Raw genomic sequence first — 20,504 nt, forward strand, 5'->3', positions numbered from 1 at the left:
AATGTATCAAAGTGATGTGTATAGCAAACCCAGCTATGAGCCATTACCTCCTCAACAAACACTGCCAACGATGTATGATTTACCTAGCGAAGATCCAGAGGAGCCAGGTTTGCCAGACGAATTTCACCTTTTACAACCAGAATTATTGCGTAGTACCTTTCGTCCACCTTCTTATCCAGAAGATAATGTATTTACAGGTAGCGACTTAAATTTATACTATGACAGCAAGCATACACAATGGTATAAACGCCCTGATTGGTTTGCGGTATTAGGAGTATCCCGTTTTTATGAACAAACAGAACTAAGATTAAGTTATGTTACTTGGTATGAAGGAACATATCCATTTGTGGTAGTGGAATTAATATCTCCAGGAACAGAAAACGAAGACTTAGGGAGAAATAGAAATTTACGGGAAGTCAATCAACCTCCTAATAAATGGACAGTGTATGAGCAAATTCTGAGAATCCCCTATTATTTTGTCTATAACCGTTATACTGATGAGTTTCACTGTTTTGGTTTAGTAATGAACCGTTATCAACCGCTCTCTATTAATGGATTAGGGGTATGGCTAGAAGAAGCTGAATTGGGTTTAGGATTATGGGAGGGAGAATATCAAGGTTTAACTAGACAGTGGTTACGTTGGTATGATAAAGATAATAACTGGTTGCCTACTCGAGAAGAACGAGAAAAACAACGGGCTGAACAAGAGAAACAACGGGCTGAACAAGAAGAAAAACGGGCTGAACAAGAAGAAAAACGGGCTGAACAAGAAAAACAACGGGCTGAACAAGAAAAGCAACGTGCAGAACAGGAAAAGCAACGGGCAGATTCTGCTGAATTAGAAGTAGCTAAATTACGACAATTGTTATTGGAAAAAGGTATTAGCTTACCTAATGATCAATAGAGTTGAAAAATTGTCCAGCCTGAAAGTCATTATTACTAATTTTATGTCTAAATCACCTCTCTACGAAACAGATTTCATGGATTGGTTAACTCAACAAAAATTAGCCTTAGCCAGTCAAGATATCACAGCTTTGGATTGGGAGAATTTAGCAGAAGAGTTAGATGCTATGGGTATTAGTGAAAAAAATGATTTAAAAAATCGGTTAATCATTTTATTAACTCATTTACTAATATGGCAATATCAATCTTCTAAACGTTCTATTAGTTGGTTTACCACTATTGCTAACCAAAGAGATGATTTACAAGATTTACTCAATGAAAAACCAAGCTTAAAACAATATATTCCTGATATTTTACCTAAATCTTATCGAAATGCGAGAAGAGAAGCATCGGCAGAAACAGGTTTAGTATTAAGTACGTTTTCAGAAATTTGTCCCTATGATATACAAGAAATATTAAATCATGAGTTTTTATGTAACACGACAGATGATTTTGAAAAAGCTATGTAGTGAGCTAATCAATCATGTACCAGATAAATCCACCATTATCTTTCCCTGAAACTTGTCCTTATTCTTTAAGAGAAATTCTCAATCCTGAATGGTTTCCATCATAATAGTTACAGCGGTTTCCGCTTTTATGAGGTACAAAGTTGAATCATGAAACTCTTGTAGTGCGGGCATCTTGCCCGCTAGATATGTACCTCATAACACCGGGAAGTGCTGTATTACAGCAGATTTCGCTCTAATGAGGTACAAACTTGAACTATGAAACTATTGTAGTGCGGGCATCTTGCCCGCTGGATATGTACCTCATAACACCGGAAAGTGCTGTATGATGTTTATAAACTCAGCTAAATATGAACGAAAAATACAATAGTGCCAAAGAATGGCGTAAAGCAAATTACCAAAAATTAAAACAATATCGTGGAGAATGGATTATTTACACTAAGGATGGTGTAATAGCTCATCACCAAGATTATAGAATCATGACACAGCAAATTGACCTTCAGAACTTAAAATCTTCTGACTACATCACTGAGCGGATCTACGAGAACGAATTTGTTGAGCCAGTGAAGTTTCTCCCAGTGCGTTTTAGAACAGTCAAAAAACATGATTGGCAGCCAAAATACGAAGTCTGTCTAACTTTTCAAAATTCTAAAATCCTGGAAATGCTTGTAGATTCTGGTTCGGATATTAGCCTAATTACATTTTATTTAGGCACAGATTTAGGATATGCCCTCTCTCAAGGAGAAGTTCTGAGTAATGGAGAAGGAGTAGGGGGGAGTGTACAATATGTACTCCGACAAGTTGAAATGCAGATTGATAATTATACCTTTTCTGCGCCTGTTGCCTGGTTACAAAATGAGGATTGCCAAGAAGTTTTATTGGGTAGGGAAGTTGTGTTTGATTTATTTGATATTGAATTTAAACAAGCTGAGGAGAAAATCCTATTCAAATATAGGGGATAACTACTGGTAACTTATAAAATAAAATAGGTGTGTTATAAGTGAGCTAATAATATATTATGGGTGGGTAATTTGGCTACTTCTATAATTAAATGCTAAATTTAGCCTAATCTTGAGATATATCAGCCGTCAAATCAATAATTTTCAAATTGATAAATTAATACTTATGTCAGATACAGTTATTCGCGTTGAAAATCTAGGCAAAAAATATATTATTGGCCATCAAAAGCAGGAACGCTACACAGCATTGCGAGATGTCATTACTAATAAGGTTAAATCTATAGGTAATTTAATAAATCCTCAAGCTAAGAATGAAAATCCTGGTTTTGAGGAATTTTGGGCTTTAAAGGATGTTTCCTTTGAAGTTAAACAAGGTGATAGAGTTGGAATTATTGGGCGCAATGGTGCGGGTAAATCAACACTATTGAAGATTTTAAGCCGAATTACTGAACCGACAAAAGGGAGTATTAAAATTAAGGGCAGGGTTGCCAGTTTATTGGAGGTGGGAACAGGATTTCATCCAGAGTTGACAGGGAGAGAGAATATATTTCTCAATGGTGCTATTCTGGGCATGGGTAAGGAGGAAATTAAGCGGAAGTTTGATGAAATTGTAGCTTTTGCTGAGGTGGAGAAGTTTCTGGATACGCCAGTAAAGCGTTATTCTTCGGGAATGTATGTGCGGTTGGCGTTTGCGGTGGCGGCGCATTTAGAACCGGAGATTTTGATTGTAGATGAGGTTTTAGCGGTTGGTGATGCTGCATTTCAGAAGAAGTGTTTGGGGAAAATGGAGGATGTGGCGGAAAAGGAGGGGAGGACGGTTTTATTTGTGAGCCATAACATGGGAGCAGTTGAAAGCCTTTGTAATAGAGGCATTTACCTTGAGAATGGGCACATTAGTTACAGTGGCTTTATGCAGGAAACACTCAAACGTTACCTAACATTCTCTAGAATGGGTTGTGACTACTTAACACCTGGAATTCTATTTCAAAGAGAATACGAAGAAAAAATCGGCGTTGTTCAAATCTTAGAAGTTTCTTTGCTAGATCAAAATTTTCAACTTAAAGCTTTTGTAAAAACATGGGATTATTTAAGGATCAGAATCAAATACTATGCCACTAAATATATTTCTAATGGCTCTGTTGTATTGGAAATAGCAACATTTTCTGGGCATAAATTGATTCAATACTCAACCCAACCACTGAGTGGAATTGAACTTCAGATTGTTAAAGGTGAATCATTTATAGAATGTACAATTCCTTGTTTACCCTTATCTTCTGGTATCTACAAACTTAGTGTGGGTCTAGCAATTCCTATGACAGAGATGCTTTGCTGGGAAGAAAATATCGCTACACTAGAGATAAACAATAATGATGTTTATTGTTCTAAATTTCCGCCTCATCAAGATAGGACAACCTTAGCTATAGAACATTACTGGAAAATTCCCGAAAATGCAACAACTAATAAAAATGTTTCCTGAGAACTTACGCAATTACTATCGTCCGCAGTGGCATCAAATTAAACTGGAAATCTTAATTGCGTTAGGAAAGATAAAAAGACAATTTCTACGTCCAATATCGGCAAAGAATAAAAATGGAGAAATTTATCTACACCTAGGATGTGGCTCGATTAATAATCCAGATTTTATTAACGTTGATGGAATGCCTTTCCCTCACGTTCATTATGTAAGAGAAATTAATGACTTATCTCCGTTCAAAAATGAAAGCATTGATCTAATTTATGCCTCTCACTGCTTAGAGCATTTTTCGCATATCCAGATTTCTAGTATTCTTTCAGAATGGTTTGAAAAGTTGAAGCCAGGAGGGATTTTAAGGCTTTCCGTACCCGATTTTGATCAACTAATTCATATTTATCTTGAAAACAATAAAGATGTTAGCCTAATTTTAAGCCCACTTATGGGCGGACAAAGTAATAAATTTGACTTTCACAAGATAGTTTTTAACTGTGGAAATCTCAAGCAATTACTTATTAATGCTGGCTTCCATGAAGTCAGAGAATGGCATCCATCTTTCTGTAATCCAGGTGATTTTGATGATTGGTCGAATCGTCAACTTTTTATTAATGGGAAATACTACTCTGTAAGTCTTAATCTAGAAGCAGTTAAGTAAATATGCGTTATCCCACTGTTAATGAACTACCAGAACCGCCAGCAGGAAAACAAGGATTTCCTTGGACTGAAGAAACACCCCAGTCTCTTGATAGAGAAACCGAAGGGTATAACTGGCCTAGAATCAGTATTATTACACCAAGTTATAATCAGGGACAATACATTGAAGAAACAATTCGTTCAGTGTTGCTACAGGGCTATCCAAACCTTGAATACATCATTATTGATGGGGGAAGTACAGATAATTCAGTTGAAATTATTACCAAATATGAAAAGTGGCTCACTTACTGGGAGAGTAAACCGGATTCTGGACAAAGTCATGCAATTAATAAAGGCTTACTAAAAGCTACAGGAGAATGGATAAACTGGCTAAATAGTGATGATTTTTTATTACCCGATGCACTTAGTCAACTAGCAACCCACATAGCGGAATTTCCTGGATATACTAACGCAGTCATATTTGCCTGCCAGATTGTTTCAGAAGATGGTAAAAGCATAAAAGAAGTATGGCATCCAAGAAAACCCAAAAATATAACTTCCTTCTTTAAGCGTACTGATCACCCAATTATTCCACAACCTTCTACATTTATTCGCATGGATAAAATGAAGATTTTAGAAGAGTATCATTGTATTATGGATTGGATTCTCTATCTTCAAATTGAGGATCAATTTGCAGGTAGTTTTAGAGAAATAGATATTACCATTGCTGCTTTTCGTGACCACAACTCGTCTAAAACCTCAACTCTATCACAAAAATTCACTGATGAAGCAATATTTTTTCTTAGGAATAACCAATTTCAAACGAAAAATATAAATCGTCTTGTTCTACAAACAATTCAGAGAGTTGAAGTATCTCAAGCAATAGGAAAAATTTTATCAGAAAACAACAGAAAGTCTTTATCACAATTAATTAAACTTCTGCTTAACTCACCTAATTTGATTATTAACCGTATGTTTATTGGGGCAATTAAGAAATTGCTCTGGCAATCTATAAGGTATTCAAAACGCTCTGAATTGAACAGATGAAAAAGATAAAACAAACTATAGATTCGTCAAATTTGCCTCGATTTATTTGCCCTAATTAAAGATTTACCAAAAGTCGTGACTTAAAAAATGGATATGCTATTACAATCTGAGAAGCGTGATCATCAGCTTTCTATCAAAACTTACCATCCTCTGATCAGTGAGTTTCTGTGTCGCTATTATCGCTGGATTGATCATCCTAGCAAATTACGAATTTTAAGATATTTGGAAATGCTTTTAGGTGAGCGTCGCATAATTGCAACTACCATTTATGGCTTTTTAATGGCTGTTGATAAAAATGATTTGATCCAACGTAGTATTTTATATGAAAGGTTATGGGAATCTGATTTAAGTATCCTGCTTGCTCAGGAGTTAACAGAAGAGGATATTTTCTTGGATATTGGTGCCAATGTAGGCTACTTCACCTGTTTTGCACTAGCTCATCAGGTAAAACAAGTTATTGCTTGTGAACCTGATCCTCTGAACTGTGAAATTCTCACGTTGAATCTCAATCTAAATGGTTTTGATTCTAAGAAGGTCATACTTCTTGAAAAAGGCTTAGGGCGATCGCAGGGCAGACTGACTTTCAATCGATCACACGTTGCAAACACAGGAGTAAGTGGGTTTAATGCCTGTAATGCCGTTGCCACCTTTGAAGTGGAGATTGATACTTTAGATAACCTGATTGACTGTGGCAATATTCCGGCTCCAACAGTTGTTAAAATGGATGTAGAAGGGTGGGAAGAGCAGGTCCTAAGAGGGGCTTTCAACCTGTTACAGTATCAACCACCACGCTTAATTATTTTTGAAGCTATCTGTGATGCAGATGGAGTGATTATCAATCAAAAACTAGTTGAAATTTTAAGGAACTTTGGTTTTGTCATTACCCAATCTCTCCTGAGTGATTATGGGTGCAATCATGTTGCTAAGTTTAATGCTGTTTAGTTCTTAGAAAAGGTTAATAATGGCTTGTTCTCTTGCTGTCTTGATTACCTACTACAACGAAAAAGAGTTATTAACTGAATGCCTAAATTCTATTTTTGCTCAAACTGTTCCTGTTGATCAAATAATCATCTATGACGATGCTTCATCTTTCCCCGCAACAGATTATATCCCTCCTGGGTTTCCTGTTCGAGTAATTAGGGGAGAGGAAAATGGTGGACCAGGTTTTGGACGTAACGAACTTTTAAAAACTACTAAATGTGAATATGTTCATTTCCAAGACGCAGACGATTTATTTCATTCTGATTGGTGTCGGCAAGTCAAAGAATCTATTGCCAAAACACAAGCAGATGTGGTGTTGACGGAAATTTCTTCCTACAAAGAAGGAAGTTTAGTCTGTGAAAAAGTAATGGGATTGGATAGATTATCAGAAATTAGTGATCTAATTAAATTTGCTTTAATGGGTTCTATTTTAGTCCCTTCAACTACTTTTCGTCGGGATATTGCACTAAGTAGCGGTGGGTATCGGACTAAAGATATATTACCTCAGTCGGAAGATTTTGATTTTCATGTTCGTCTTGCTGCTACAGGTGCAACTTATGCAATTATTAATAAACCTCTAATCATTCAACGACTTAGGGAAAATAGTCATAGTCAAAATACCAAGCTATGTTACACTTCGGCTATTAAATCCATCACCTTATTATCAGAGGAGTTATCAACTGAATATCATAATGACTTAGCTGAAGCTAGTGCCAGAATTGGTTCTGTTTTATATAAAATGGGAGCAAAATCTGAAGCAAAAGAAGCTTTTATATTAGCCAATCAATTAGGTCAACCTTATTTCTTGTTTCAAGGTAAAATTTACAGAATTATAGCCCGTAGGCTTGGACAAAACTATGCTGAAATATCAAGTTTAATCTATCGTAAAATATTACCAAAATACTTGAGGAAGTTTATAAGAGGCAATTCATAATATGAAAAAAGTAATACTTAGTCCATTAACTGGTATTCGCTTTTTTGCTGCCATTTCCTCACTAAAAAACTTTTTCAGCAACCTTAATTATATGCAAATAGTAATATGGGGTGCTTCGGGTCATGCTCTGGTAGTATCCGAAATTATACGCTTAATAAATCAATATAAAATCATCGGTTTTCTAGATGAGGTAAACTTACATTTACATGGTAAAAATTTTTGTGGCTCACTCATTTTAGGAGGTAGAGAAAAATTTGATCAACTTCATGATGATGGGGTTCAATACTCACTGATTGCTATTGGCAACTGTCAAGCCAGACTAGAATTATCAAACTTAGTTGAGCAAAATGGCTTTCGTTTAGCCACAACCGTCCATCCTCAAGCAATTATAGCTTGTGACATAGCTATTGGAGCAGGTACAGTTATTTGTGCCGGAGCAGTTATTTGTGCCGGAGCAAAAGTTGGTAAAAATGTCATAATTAATACTAGTTCTAGTGTTGATCATGAATGTGTGATTGAAGATGGTGTCCATATTGGACCTGGGGTTCATATTGGTGGTAGAACAACTATCAAACAAGGTGCATGGATAGGAATTGGCGCAACGGTAAGCGATCGCATTACCATCGGGGCAAATTCCATTATTGGTGCTGGAGCAGTTGTAGTGCGGGATATACCTCCTGGCGTAGTTGCCTACGGTGTTCCGGCAAAAGTGATTAGAAATATTGATTCATCTGTACAATATTGATTGGCCATGAATGTTTACAAAAAAATCGAGTATACAACACCCGAATCAACCAAAAAAGCAATTCAAGCAGCCTTAGAGGATTATAAACTTGTTCATTTAATTGGACTCAATCTTCAATTATCTACCCATGAATTTTATACTGATCTGAGTAATTACTTAGGATGGGTAATTGATATGGATGAAGATAAGGAAACTGGTAAAAAAACTGGTAATCGCTGGATTGATATTAGCTATGATCCAGGACAACCTAATAAATATCGGTCCAGTAATACCCGACAGCCTTTACATACTGATAATTCCTACCTCAATCATCATGATGCTGTCAATTACTTTTATTGTCTTTCTCAAGCGAAACTAGGTGGAGCAACTATTTTTCTGGATAGCAATTCATTGGTTAAAGCTTTAGAAATTGATCAAGAATATGGATTGTTAGAAGATTTAAAAACTATTCCTGTTTGTTTTTCTAGGCATGAAAATTGGAAAACAAAACCAATTCTTACTGAGGATGAATTAGGATACCGATTAAACTATAATTACCACCGATTAGAACCTAAAAATGCTCCTGAAGCTAAGGAATTAGTAGAAAAGTTTCAAAACTTTCTGGAAACTCGAATTCACAATAGTCAAATCACCACGAATTTGCTTTTAAGTCCGGGAGATGCAGTATTTTTTCATGATGAAAGACTTTTGCATGGCAGAACGGCCTTTTTTACTACTGAAAAAGGTGAAAGAACACTTATCAAAGGGTCAGTTATTCTCCACTCTCGCAAGCCGAAAAATTTTCATTTAGAAAACATTAGCCAAGATGAAATCATTAACACATAAACTAGGATTTGGCACTTGGCAATTTGGTGGTGAAAACATAGTTAATGGTCAGCATAAAGGTTGGGGAGATATTGAAGAAGCCACCGCTATTCAATCGGTTGGACTAGCTATAGATGCAGGAATACAATTCTTTGACACTGCGGATGCCTATGGATGGGGACGAGCAGAAGAAATTTTAGGGAAAGCTATTGAGCATTATCCCAAAGACAAATTGCAAATCTGTACAAAATTTGGAAATCGCCAAGATCATCAAGGTTGTAGTTATCAAGATTTTTCACCCCAATGGTTAGAGCAAGCTGTTACTAATAGTTTAAAACGCTTAAAGGTAGATTGTATTGATATTTTGCTATTCCACAGCCCCCCTGATGATTTCGACTGGAATAGTTATGATGTATCTACACTCACAGGATTAATTCAGAAAGGATATATTAAGCAATATGGCGTTAGCTCCAAAACTGTAAAGGGGGCTTTAAAAGTTGTAGAATATTCCTTTGGTAATGTAATTGAAGCGATTTTTAATATTTTAGATCGCCGAGCCGAGCAGTTTTTATTTAACCACCTAAATCCTGCATATCAATTTATCGCTAGAGTTCCTTTGGCATCAGGATTTCTAAGTCATAAATATCTTCATCAAGAACCAAATTTTGCTGATAATGATTGGCGTAAGTATTTACCTGAACGCGATCAACAATGGTTGTTAAATAGTTCAAGAAAATTAGATTTTTTGGATGAATTACCTGGTGGAATAACTGTTTCAGCACTAAGATATGTTTTGCATCATCCTCAAGTTGGGGTGGTTATTCCGGGTATGAGAAGCCCTAGTCAAGTTACAGCTAATTTACAAGCCGTGAAACTGGGCGCATTAGATCCGGTGATCATCGAAAAAATTCAGGAGTCCGTTCCTGATGTTCCCGTACATTGGCAATTTTAGTTAGAGAATAAAATTCTGACTCTGGAGATTATTAATCAGTGTTAAAAACCAAATTAGAAGATTTAGCAATCTTTGGTGCCGATCCCACTTTTGCTGAAAAATTACACGTTGGTCGTCCTAATATTGGCGATCGCGAACTATTTCTCAAACACGTCAATACAATTTTAGATAATCGTTGGCTATCTAATAATGGTCCTTTCGTCCAGCAATTAGAACAAGAACTAGCTCAACTCTTAGGAGTCAAACACTGTATCGCTGCTTGTAATGGCACTGTTGCCTTAGAGATTGCCATTAGAGCTTCTGGACTGAGTGGAGAGGTAATTGTCCCTTCCTTCACATTTATAGCTACGCCCCATGCTTTACAGTGGCAGGAAATTACACCTGTGTTCTGTGATATTGACCCAGTAACTCATCTAATCGATCCAGATCGAATTGAAGCTCTAATTACACCCCGAACAACAGGTATTTTAGCCGTTCATCTTTGGGGACAACCTTGTAATGTTGAAGCACTGACAGAAATTGCCAATCGTCATAACTTAAAGCTTTTATTTGATGCTTCTCATGCTTTCGGTTGTTCTTATCACGGTCAAATGATCGGTGGATTTGGAAATGCAGAAGTTTTTAGTTTTCATGCAACGAAATTTTTTAATACCCTAGAAGGAGGAGCAATTGTTACCAATGATGACGAATTAGCAGCTAAAGTTCGATTGATGAAAAACTTTGGCTTTTCCGGCTATGAAAATGTTGTCTATATTGGTACCAATGGCAAAATGAATGAAGTCAGTGCAGCGATGGGATTAACTTCCCTCAAAAATATGGCACAGACCATTGAAATCAATCAAAGAAATTACCATGTTTATAAACAGAAATTAGCAGAAATTCCTGCTGTCCGGTTTCTAGCTTACGATGAATCTGAAAAATTTAATTATCAATACATTGTTTGTGAGTTAAATACTGACCTTACAGAACTTAGTCGGGATAAATTTATCGAAATATTGTGGGCAGAAAATATTTTGGCTAGGCGTTATTTTCATCCCGGTTGTCACCGAATGGAACCTTATCGCTCTTATTTTCCTCATGCTGGTTTGCTATTACCACACACGGAGAAAGTTGCTGACCGAGTTTTCCTATTACCTACTGGTCAAACAATAAACCCAGTAATGATAGAATCCATTTGTCAATTGATCAAGTTTATCTTAATAAACAGTCAAGATATTATCTCTAAACTAGAACAAAGTGGTCATGTCAACTCATTTTTCATCAACGCCCTTAGTCAGCTTCACCGTAACAGCATATAACACTGAAAAATATATTGCCGAATGTCTAGATAGTATTTTTGCACAAAAGGGAAATTATGATTTTGAGGTTGTCGTTGTTGATGATGCCTCCACAGATGCCACGGAACAAGTAATTCGTTCTTATTCTGATCAGCGACTTCGATATATTCGACATACCAGTAATCAAGGAGCTTTTGCAACTGTTAATCGGGGTTTCCAAGAAGCCAGAGGTCAATTTGTGACCAGAATAGACTCAGATGATCGCTACCGACCCGATTTTTTATTAACTGTTGTTCCCATTTTGCAAAAGTATCCTGAAGTCGGATTAGTATATGGTGATATAGCCATGATTGATCCTCAAGGAAAAATTACTGCCCCAGCCGGAAATGTGCTGCGTCACAATCTACCAGCAAAGGGAAATGAACTGATTCCTTTATTAGAAAAAAATTATTTACCAGCACCAACTACAATTGCTAGAAAAGAAGCATGGTTAGAAGGTTTACCTGTACCCCGTGGATTTGATTTTTGTGATTGGTATCTTTCAACTAGTATTGCTAAGAAGTGGGATTTTTATTATTGCGATCAAGTATTAGCTGATTATCGTGTTCATCCTCAAAACCATCACCGATCTATTATTCTTGATAAAACTGGGGAATCAATTATCTTTCAAGTGCTAAAACAAGTGTTTAGCGAAACTGAACGTCAAGATGAAAAAAGCAAAGCTAAGTCAAGAGTTTATGGGATTAATTATCTCACATTAGCTAATCAATACTTTGGTGCTGAAATGCTAGACGATGCACGTCGCTGTTATTTACAAGCAATTCAGTATCAACCCCATTTTTGTTTACATTCAGATATTTTAATTCATTTATTTGGGACTCTGGTAGGTCAAAAAGTATATGAACAAATAAAAATTGTTACCAAACAGGTATTAAAAGTGCAGCGATAGCTAGACTCGTGTAGGTTGAAAGAATTTTTTCTCAAAAAGCTAATACTAATAATTGAAGTATTAAATACATATCAAGAAAAATTCAATGCCTTAACTTTCTTGCATACAAAAAAATCTCAGCACGGAAAATAAATCTATTTAATATGAAAATCATCCACCTTCCCTTCTGCTTTGATCCAGATCCTATGGGTGGAACAGAAATTTATGTAGAAGCATTAGCAAGAGAACTAGCAAAACAAAATATCACTAATATCATAGCCGCACCAGCCGCAAAAAACCAATCCTACATCTACAACCAAATCCAAATTAGACGCTTTGCTATCTCCTCACAAGTCAAACACTTAAAAGAAATCTATGGAGAAGGAGATCAACTCGGTGCTATTGAATTTGGTAAAATTATCGACGAAGAAAAACCTGATTTGATTCATCTCCATGCCTTCACTCGTGGTGTGTCTTTACGCATAGTTAGACTAGCTAAATCAAGGGGAATTCCCGTAATTTTCACCTATCACACTCCCACCGTTAGCTGTCAACGAGGAACATTATTACAGTGGGGAAATCAAGTTTGTAATGGAGAAATAGAGTTAAATAAATGTACTGCTTGCACACTACAAGGACTAAGAATTAGTCAAAATATCGCCCAAATTATTACCCATTTACCACCTATAATTGGAGAAACACTATCTAAATTCAATCTAAGTGGTGGGATTTGGACAGCATTACAAATGCGGGAATTAGTTAATTGCCGTTCTCAAGCTTTTCAATCCCTCATGGGAGAAGTTGACCATATTATAGCAGTATGTAATTGGGTCAAAGATATTCTGATTATTAATCAAGTCCCTGATGAAAAAATTACAGTCATTCGTCAAGGCTTATGTCAAGAGATTTCCGAAAACTTTGTTCAATCTTCTAATAATACAAATAATCAACCTTTACGGTTAGTATATTTCGGTCGTCTTGACCCAAATAAAGGAGTTGAAATTCTCATTCAAGCCCTTCTATCTAAGCCCCAAATTCATGCTACTTTAGACATTTACGGAATTTCTCAATCTAGCTCAACTAACTCTTATGAAAAGCAAATTGAAAATTTAGTTCAAAGTGATCCGAGAATTAATTTTAAACCTCCCGTATCTGCTGCACAAGTAGTCCAAACCATGAAAGAATATGACCTACTCGCTGTTCCTTCCCAATGCTTAGAAACCGGACCAATGGTGATTTTAGAGGCTTTCGCGGCAGGTATTCCTGTTATCGGGTCAAACTTAGGAGGAATTGCTGAATTAGTTAAGCATCATGTTAATGGTATACTTGTCGAAGCTAGTTCTATTAACGCCTGGGCTAATGAATTAGAACAGCTTTGTGAGCATAGGGATAACTTAGAACAGCTAAAAAAGGGAATTAGTCCCCCGCAAATGATGAAGGTAGTAGCTGAGAAAATAAGGTTAATTTACCAAAATTTTATTTGCTCATACAACTAATTTAAAACTCTTGTAAACAAAAAGACAATAACATTATGCAACAATCCAATCAACAAAAATATTACGATGAACATTATAGTATTTCTGAGGGAGAAGCATGGAAGACATGGCAACCTAACCCACTACTATCAAGTAAAGAAATATCTGAATTTTGTATTAATTCTAATGCTCAAGAAACTGTTTTAGCCATTATTTCTGCTTTTGCCCCCTTTAAATCTACTCTTGATGTTGGTTGTAGTGCTGGCGATTTTATTATTCCCATTAGTAAAGCCAGTGTAAATTCTTATGGAGTAGATATTGTAGATTTTTCTATCGCTTGGCCAACTGTTTCAAAGCAATTTAATAATATTCATTTTTCAAAACTGAATCTAGATGAGTCTAATTTGCCATTTAATGACTCAAGTTTTGATTTAGTAACAATGATGATGGTATTAGAACACGTATTTGATGTACATCATGCAGTTAAAGAAGTTAGTCGAGTTTTAGCACCAGATGGAATTGCAGTGATACAAGTGCCAAACATTGGTTATATTAAGAACAGATTTGATCTGTTACTGGGTAACCTGCCCTGTACTTCCAATGTAGAAAAAAAAGATAATAAAACAGAATGGGATGGACAGCATCTACACTATTTTACTTTACAATCACTCAATAATTTACTGAATCAGCATGGATTAGTAGTACAAAGGACTTTATGTTCAGGTAGTTTAAATAAACTTCGCTCGTTTTCAACATCTCTACTTGGAGCAGATATAATAGTTTTTGCTAGAAAAACTTTAGCGAAAGTTTAAAAACTTGAAAACAGATAGCCTATTTTAATCTACATATCATTTGCCAGGAGGAGAAACGGAAGTAAAATCTTTAGGTGAGTTAACTGTAACTGGGATGCTTAAAAACTTTTCAATAACTTATCTAACGATAAGTATTAAAAATTAATCTCCAAAAATTAAAACACTCTTGTTAATTAAAAGACGATAAAATTATGCGTTTAGTAGAGAAATTAACCACCAACTTGAGACATAGCCAAGTTTTAAAAAACTATGATGGCTTATGGAATTTTGTTCGCCCTCTATATAATAGATTCATTGACCAATATGGAAAAAATGGACGGGAACGAAGAATTAATGGCACTGATAAAATCTCAGTTTTACCTAAATTCAGAGGAGTAGCAGAAACCTATGAACCGGATGTTTGGCATGACATCATGAATAATATTAAAGCAGGAGATTGTGTTGTAGATGTTGGGGCTTATATAGGGTTATATGCGATCGCTATAGCTAAACGATTAGAATCAGAAGGAAAAATTATTGCTTTTGAACCAGATCCATTAAACTTCCAAGATCTTAAACAACATATTAGGCTCAATCAAGTTGATCTACTGGTCGAGCCTATTAACCTAGCTGTAGGGGAAAAAGAGTCTATAGTTTATTTTGAATCAGGACGTGATAGTCAATCTTCTATTCAGGAATCCAGTTCCTCAAAAACTATAGCTGTTAATTGTGTCTCCTTAGACAACTATTTTAAAAACGAAAAATTGGATATTTTAAAAATTGATGTCGAAGGTTATGAAGAAAAGGTATTAAAAGGGGCAACTAATTTACTCCATGATCATGAGCGTAGTCCTCGACGTATCTATATAGAAGTTCATCCTTTTGCATGGTCAAAGGTAGGAACATCTTGGGATTCACTGTTGGATTTTTTAGGAGACTGTCATTATGATGTCTTTACTTTAGATGGTACACCTGCAAAACAAATCACTTGGTGGGGGGAAATAATTGCCTCAAAACAATTCAATAATAAAAGCGATCGCTAATTATGAAATCTCAAATTGGTCGTTGGGGAAATTCTTTAGCCTTCACTCTATAAATAAAATAAAAAAATCAGATCCCCGACTTCTCTCAGAAGTCGGGGATCTGAAACTCTCGAAAAATCAAATATTATTCCTATAATAATGATTAAATCAAAAAATCGCATCTTATATATCCAATACACAAACCCCGCAGGTTATCCCCCTTTAGAACATAGTTCTCGAATTTTAGCTCAAGCCTATTGGGATGTGCTGTTTTTAGGTACGGGAGCATCAGGAGCAGACGCTTTAAGGTTTCCACCTCATCCTCATATTACCGTCTATCAAATACCTTTTTGTCACCCAGGCTGGCGGCAAAAGTTACATTACATTCGATATTGTCTTTGGGTGTTGATATCGGTGTTACGTTGGCGACCTCAATGGGTATATGCTTCAGATTTCTTAGTTTGCCCGATGGCTTTAATATTGACTTTTTTCCCCCAGATAAAAATTATTTATCACGAACATGATTCACCAAGCACAAAGGCTGACAGTTTATTTATTAGTTGGTGTTTACAAGCAAGAGAAAAATTAGCACGTCGAGCTAAATTCTGCATTTTACCTAATCAGCAAAGAGCAGATTTGTTTGACAAAGAAGTTAATAATAATCAACATTCCATTTGTGTTTGGAATTGTCCTGCTCAAGAAGAAATAGTTTGTCAACGCTCACATTATCAAGAAAATGATAATATTTGGGTACTTTATCATGGCTCAGTTGTACCAGATAGGTTGCCTCTAACAGTGATAAATGCACTTTCTACTCTACCCGAAATAGTCAAGTTAAGAGTAATCGGTTATGAAACAGTAGGACATAAAGGATATATAAATAAACTCCGAGAAGTTGCTAGTGAATTGAGTATAAGTGATAGGTTAGAGGTAATTGACCCAATGCCCAGAAAACAGTTATTGAAATGGTGTCAACAAAGTGATATAGGTCTTGCTTTTATGCCAGTTACCAGCCAAGATGTTAATTTAATTTCCATGACAGGTGCTTCCAATAAACCTTTCGATTACCTATCTTGTGGTTTACCTTTAGTAGTCTCAGATTTACCCGACTGGAAACAAATGTATGTTGAACCCGGTTACGGATTAGCCTGTAATCCTGAAGATGCTAATAGTATTGCTGATGTGTTACGGTGGTATTTGGAACATCCTCTAGAAATGAAGGCCATGGGGGAAAAAGGTAGACAAAGGATTTTAAATGAGTGGAATTATGAAATTCAATTTGAAGTGGTTAAAAATCAACTTTAATTATATATGGATTATACAACAAAGATTAAGCTCGATTTTATTGCCCCTATATTTCGCTTTTTACCTAAATTTCGGGGAAAATATAGATTAGCTAGATTTATTTTAGGCAAGTCATTAGACACAAAAAATGTAAGTTTAACAGCTCATGATGGTTGCCAATATATTATTCCTAGCCTACAAGAACCTGTTGGTTTTGCTTTATTAATTAATGGGGTTTATGAACCAGATTCAATTCAATTAATGTTGCAAAAACTACCTAAAAATGCCGTTTTTTTAGATATCGGTGCTAATATAGGTGTTTTTACGATTACTGCTGCTAAATTTCTCAAACAAAATGGTCGAGTAATTGCAGTTGAAGCATCACCTAAAATATTTCCATATCTTCAACAGAATATAGAAGCCAATGGACTCAATAATGTCAAAACTTTAGAGTTGGCTGCTACTGAACGGGATAATGAGACAGTTCCGTTTTATGAAGTGCCTACGGATAAGTTTGGTATGGGTTCTCTGGCTCCACAATTTCATAGTTCTCCTATTCAGCTAAAAACCAAGACTATAGATAGTATCCTTCAGGATGAAAAAATAGATAAAGTTGATTTCATAAAAGTTGATGTAGAAGGATATGAAGCATCTGTATTTCAAGGAGCTGAAAAGTTGTTAAATTCACCCAATGCACCTATTATATTGTTTGAGTTTTGTGATTGGGCAGAAGCTAGAAAACCCGAAGGTAATATTGGTGACTCGCAAAGAGTCTTGATAGATTTTGGATATACAATTTGGAGATTAACTGATTTTGTTAAAGGTGGTAAACCATTGGATTCAATTTTAAAAGACGGTTCAGATATGTTAGTAGGAGTTAAACATGGAAATTAAAAATCAGTATAGAGAAAATCCGTTTTTTTCTATTTGTATTCCTCAATATAATCGCACTTCATTTTTAATTGAAGCTTGTAAAGTTCTAGCACAGCAAACATTCAAAAACTTTGAAGTGTGTATTTCTGATGATCAATCTAATGATGGTCGTGAGCAAGAATTAATTGCATACTTACAAAATTCAGGCTTATCTTTCATTTACAAAAGACAGGAAAAAAATCTGAGATATGATGGCAATATCCGTGGAAGTATTGCTTTAGCTAAAGGTGCGTATTGCTTTCTACATGGTAATGATGATTGTCTAGCTTCATCTACTACCCTGGAAGAAATATATCAAGAAATGCAAAAATATGATTCACCGGGAGTCATTATTACTAACTATGAAGACTGGCAAACTGGACAAAAGAATCAACGTCTTCGTCAATCACAATTATTTGATGCTGGGGTAGAAACTGCTGCCACTCACTTTAGGAATGTTGCTTTTGTCACAGGTGTAATTATTGATAGAGTCAAAGCACAGGACTGTTATACAGATAAATGGGATGGTTCAGAAATGTACCAAATGTATTTAGTTTCTAAAATTATAGCCAGTGGTTCTTCTCTCTTAGAACTGAAGATGTCAGCCGTGAGAAAAGATATTCACATAGCCAGTGAAAGCGTTGATAGTTATGCCAAAAGACCTGTATTGAATCCTTGCCCAATTGTCGAGAGAAAATTACCAATGGTGTTAATTGGCCAAGTGGTAGCAGATGCAATTTCTCCCTATCTGGACAAATCTAACCGCGATAGAATCATAGAATCAATTTTTCTGCAATTATATCTATTTACCTATCCTTTTTGGATAATTGAATATCGTCGTGTTCAGTCCTGGAAATATTCCCTTGGTATCTGTCTTGGTATTCATCCTAAAAATACTTTTCTTAAAATAAAATTGGGATGGTTAAGAATAATTAAACTTTACTGTCTATACAGTATTATTTGTGCAATAGGCTTGATTCTGCCAATAAAACTATTTGATCAATTACGAGGAATATTATTTTCATTGTCCAAATCTATGTTTTCGAGCAAACAAGTTGCTCCATTAAGCAACTCATTACTAGATTAGTTTTTGCTGATAAGAAAAAACCGAAAAATCTTTTAAACCCAATGAATAATACGGAGATTATATCAATGAAGACGATAGCTAATAATAAAAGAACCCTCTTAAATTTGGGTTGTGGTCAAACTAGACCAGATAATTGGATTAACACTGATTGCTCTCTTAATAGCTTGTTACAGAAAATGCAATTAATAAGTTTTATACTTACAAAGCTTTATAATCGAACCTCTTACAGTTCAAGTAATGCTATCTACATGGACTTAAATAAACGCTGGAAATTTACCTCTGATAGTGTTGATGTTGTTTATGCGTCCCACGTTTTTGAACATTTAACTTTGGTAACGGCTAAACTTTTTATTCAAGAAGCATATCGTGTAATTAAACCTAGTGGAGTTATTAGGATAATTGTTCCCGACTTATATAAATTATCTAAAGATTATATTCAGAAATATGAAACTGGAGAGCAAGATGCTTACAAGGAACTTTTATATTCACTAAATTTACATCAAGAAGGAACATATTCAACAGATAGAAATTTTTTAGAGAAATTTTTTAATTTAATTCAAGGCTATCCACACCAACATAAATATATGTATGATTCTTTATCTTTAAGAAAAATTATATCTGATGCTGGGTTTATTAATATTTGTGATTCTTCTTATGCAGTGAGTTCATATATTCCAGAAATTCATGAAGTAGAGTTTACAAAAGAAGGTATTCCTTCAATATATATTGAAGCGATAAAACCAGTTAACTAAATCTTATTTGTTTGTTCCTAATATGGGCTTAATTTTAGTTGGCGGTTCTGGAGGAACTAATATCGGTGATGCTTTGCTAAAAGCAGCCTTTAAATTAAATCTAGATCCAGTCTTATACCATAATCGTCTGGCCTATGAAGCGCCTAAATGGCTAAAAACCATTAATTGGCATCTACGAGGTAGATATCCATCAAGGCTACATACATTTAGCCAAAATATAGTTAAAGAATGTGTCAACCTTCAACCACAATGGCTATTAACTACAGGAATAGCTGCTATTAACCATTTAGCCTTACAGCAAATTGGTCAAATGGGAATTAAACGGTTCAACTTCCTCACCGATGATCCTTTTAACCGCGCTCACTATGCACCCTGGTTTTTAAAAGCCTTACCTGATTACGACGTTGTTTTTTCCCCCCGTCGTGCTAATATACAAGACCTGCTGAACGCAGGTTGTCCGAGAGTAGAATATCTACCCTTTGGTTATGATGATGAATTATTCTATCCCGAAGACCCATCTAACATCAACCTAGATGCAACCGTTCCCGATGTTGTTTTTGCAGGAGGGGCAGACTGCGATCGCGTTCCTTATATGAGCGCTTTAATAAAATCGGGCATCAATTTAGCCCTATATGGCAGTTATTGGGAAAAATACCCGGAAACTAAAGCCCATACTCAAGGTCAAGCAGATGTTCCTACCCTGAGATTAGCCATTGGTGGTGCTAAAATTTCCCTATGTTTAGTCAGAAAAGCAAATCGTGATGGTAACTGCATGAGAACCTTTGAAGTCCCGGCCATTGGTTCATGTATGTTAACTGAAGATACTCAAGAACATCGGGAAATTTTCGGTCAAGAAGGTGAAGCAGTTATTTACTTTAATACAATCTCAGAAATGTTAGAAAAAACCCATTGGCTCTTAAATCACGACCAAGAACGCCAACGGTTAGCCCAAAATGCCCATTTACTAATCACTCAAGGACATCATACTTATAAAGATAGACTAAAAACCATGCTGTCTATTTAAAGAGAAATACCCCCCTT

General features: G+C 35.6%; 21 protein-coding genes. All 21 read left to right on the plus strand.

What is annotated here, in order from left to right; genetic code table 11:
- Window position 1: 1 nt before the first annotated feature.
- The 21 genes from EZY12_22495 (at window position 2) to EZY12_22595 (ending at window position 20,487) form a co-directional block, all read left to right on the plus strand.
- Window positions 2–904: a Uma2 family endonuclease gene (locus EZY12_22495; GenBank protein ID QSX67439.1), complete on the plus strand. Its 903-nt coding sequence runs from the start codon at window positions 2–4 to the stop codon at window positions 902–904.
- Between the two features lie 43 nt (window positions 905–947).
- Entirely contained in the window at window positions 948–1,412 is a 465-nt protein-coding gene (locus EZY12_22500; GenBank protein QSX67440.1) for a DUF29 domain-containing protein, read from the plus strand.
- A 347-nt stretch (window positions 1,413–1,759) separates the two neighbouring features.
- Complete coding sequence (locus EZY12_22505) at window positions 1,760–2,371, plus strand: retropepsin-like domain-containing protein (protein QSX67441.1); 612 nt, start codon at window positions 1,760–1,762, stop codon at window positions 2,369–2,371.
- Window positions 2,372–2,534: 163 nt separating this feature from the next.
- On the plus strand, window positions 2,535–3,845 hold the full coding sequence (locus EZY12_22510; protein ID QSX67442.1) for an ABC transporter ATP-binding protein: 1,311 nt from the start codon (window positions 2,535–2,537) through the stop codon (window positions 3,843–3,845).
- A complete protein-coding gene (locus EZY12_22515) occupies window positions 3,817–4,494 on the plus strand; it encodes a methyltransferase domain-containing protein (GenBank protein ID QSX67443.1) in 678 nt (225 codons plus the stop codon). The genes EZY12_22510 and EZY12_22515 overlap by 29 nt, the downstream gene beginning before the upstream one ends.
- Window positions 4,495–4,496: 2 nt before the next feature.
- The gene (locus EZY12_22520; protein ID QSX67444.1) at window positions 4,497–5,519 is read left to right on the plus strand and encodes a glycosyltransferase; all 1,023 of its coding nucleotides are present in this window, start codon (window positions 4,497–4,499) and stop codon (window positions 5,517–5,519) included.
- A gap of 93 nt (window positions 5,520–5,612) precedes the next feature.
- Complete coding sequence (locus EZY12_22525; protein ID QSX67445.1) at window positions 5,613–6,461, plus strand: FkbM family methyltransferase; 849 nt, start codon at window positions 5,613–5,615, stop codon at window positions 6,459–6,461.
- Window positions 6,462–6,480: 19 nt separating this feature from the next.
- Window positions 6,481–7,434 (plus strand): glycosyltransferase family 2 protein, encoded by a 954-nt coding sequence (locus EZY12_22530; GenBank protein ID QSX67446.1) that lies wholly within the window; start codon window positions 6,481–6,483, stop codon window positions 7,432–7,434.
- A gap of 1 nt (window position 7,435) precedes the next feature.
- Window positions 7,436–8,179: an acetyltransferase gene (locus EZY12_22535; protein ID QSX67447.1), complete on the plus strand. Its 744-nt coding sequence runs from the start codon at window positions 7,436–7,438 to the stop codon at window positions 8,177–8,179.
- Between the two features lie 6 nt (window positions 8,180–8,185).
- Complete coding sequence (locus EZY12_22540; GenBank protein QSX67448.1) at window positions 8,186–9,004, plus strand: TauD/TfdA family dioxygenase; 819 nt, start codon at window positions 8,186–8,188, stop codon at window positions 9,002–9,004.
- Complete coding sequence (locus EZY12_22545; GenBank protein QSX67449.1) at window positions 8,985–9,935, plus strand: aldo/keto reductase; 951 nt, start codon at window positions 8,985–8,987, stop codon at window positions 9,933–9,935. Before EZY12_22540 ends, EZY12_22545 begins: the two co-directional genes overlap by 20 nt.
- A 38-nt stretch (window positions 9,936–9,973) precedes the next feature.
- Window positions 9,974–11,233 (plus strand): aminotransferase class I/II-fold pyridoxal phosphate-dependent enzyme, encoded by a 1,260-nt coding sequence (locus EZY12_22550; GenBank protein QSX67450.1) that lies wholly within the window; start codon window positions 9,974–9,976, stop codon window positions 11,231–11,233.
- On the plus strand, window positions 11,178–12,161 hold the full coding sequence (locus EZY12_22555) for a glycosyltransferase (protein ID QSX67451.1): 984 nt from the start codon (window positions 11,178–11,180) through the stop codon (window positions 12,159–12,161). The genes EZY12_22550 and EZY12_22555 overlap by 56 nt, the downstream gene beginning before the upstream one ends.
- Window positions 12,162–12,304: 143 nt before the next feature.
- Window positions 12,305–13,636 carry a glycosyltransferase gene (locus EZY12_22560; GenBank protein QSX67452.1) on the plus strand — a complete coding sequence of 444 codons (1,332 nt, stop codon included), beginning with the start codon at window positions 12,305–12,307 and terminating at the stop codon, window positions 13,634–13,636.
- Between the two features lie 35 nt (window positions 13,637–13,671).
- Window positions 13,672–14,427: a class I SAM-dependent methyltransferase gene (locus tag EZY12_22565; protein QSX67453.1), complete on the plus strand. Its 756-nt coding sequence runs from the start codon at window positions 13,672–13,674 to the stop codon at window positions 14,425–14,427.
- 191 nt (window positions 14,428–14,618) lie between these two features.
- Window positions 14,619–15,449, plus strand: a complete 831-nt coding sequence (locus EZY12_22570) for an FkbM family methyltransferase (GenBank protein ID QSX67454.1) — start codon at window positions 14,619–14,621, stop codon at window positions 15,447–15,449.
- Between the two features lie 141 nt (window positions 15,450–15,590).
- Window positions 15,591–16,733, plus strand: coding sequence for a glycosyltransferase (locus tag EZY12_22575; protein ID QSX70788.1), 1,143 nt, complete (start codon window positions 15,591–15,593; stop codon window positions 16,731–16,733).
- 6 nt (window positions 16,734–16,739) lie between these two features.
- On the plus strand, window positions 16,740–17,606 hold the full coding sequence (locus tag EZY12_22580) for an FkbM family methyltransferase (GenBank protein ID QSX67455.1): 867 nt from the start codon (window positions 16,740–16,742) through the stop codon (window positions 17,604–17,606).
- Entirely contained in the window at window positions 17,596–18,711 is a 1,116-nt protein-coding gene (locus EZY12_22585; GenBank protein QSX67456.1) for a glycosyltransferase family 2 protein, read from the plus strand. The genes EZY12_22580 and EZY12_22585 overlap by 11 nt, the downstream gene beginning before the upstream one ends.
- A gap of 65 nt (window positions 18,712–18,776) precedes the next feature.
- The gene (locus EZY12_22590; GenBank protein ID QSX67457.1) at window positions 18,777–19,463 is read left to right on the plus strand and encodes a methyltransferase domain-containing protein; all 687 of its coding nucleotides are present in this window, start codon (window positions 18,777–18,779) and stop codon (window positions 19,461–19,463) included.
- 22 nt (window positions 19,464–19,485) lie between these two features.
- On the plus strand, window positions 19,486–20,487 hold the full coding sequence (locus EZY12_22595; GenBank protein QSX67458.1) for a glycosyltransferase: 1,002 nt from the start codon (window positions 19,486–19,488) through the stop codon (window positions 20,485–20,487).
- The last annotated feature ends 17 nt before the right edge of the window (window positions 20,488–20,504 follow it).

Origin of the sequence: Dolichospermum sp. DET69 (assembly GCA_017355425.1) — a bacterium.
Classification (GTDB): Bacteria; Cyanobacteriota; Cyanobacteriia; order Cyanobacteriales; family Nostocaceae; genus Dolichospermum.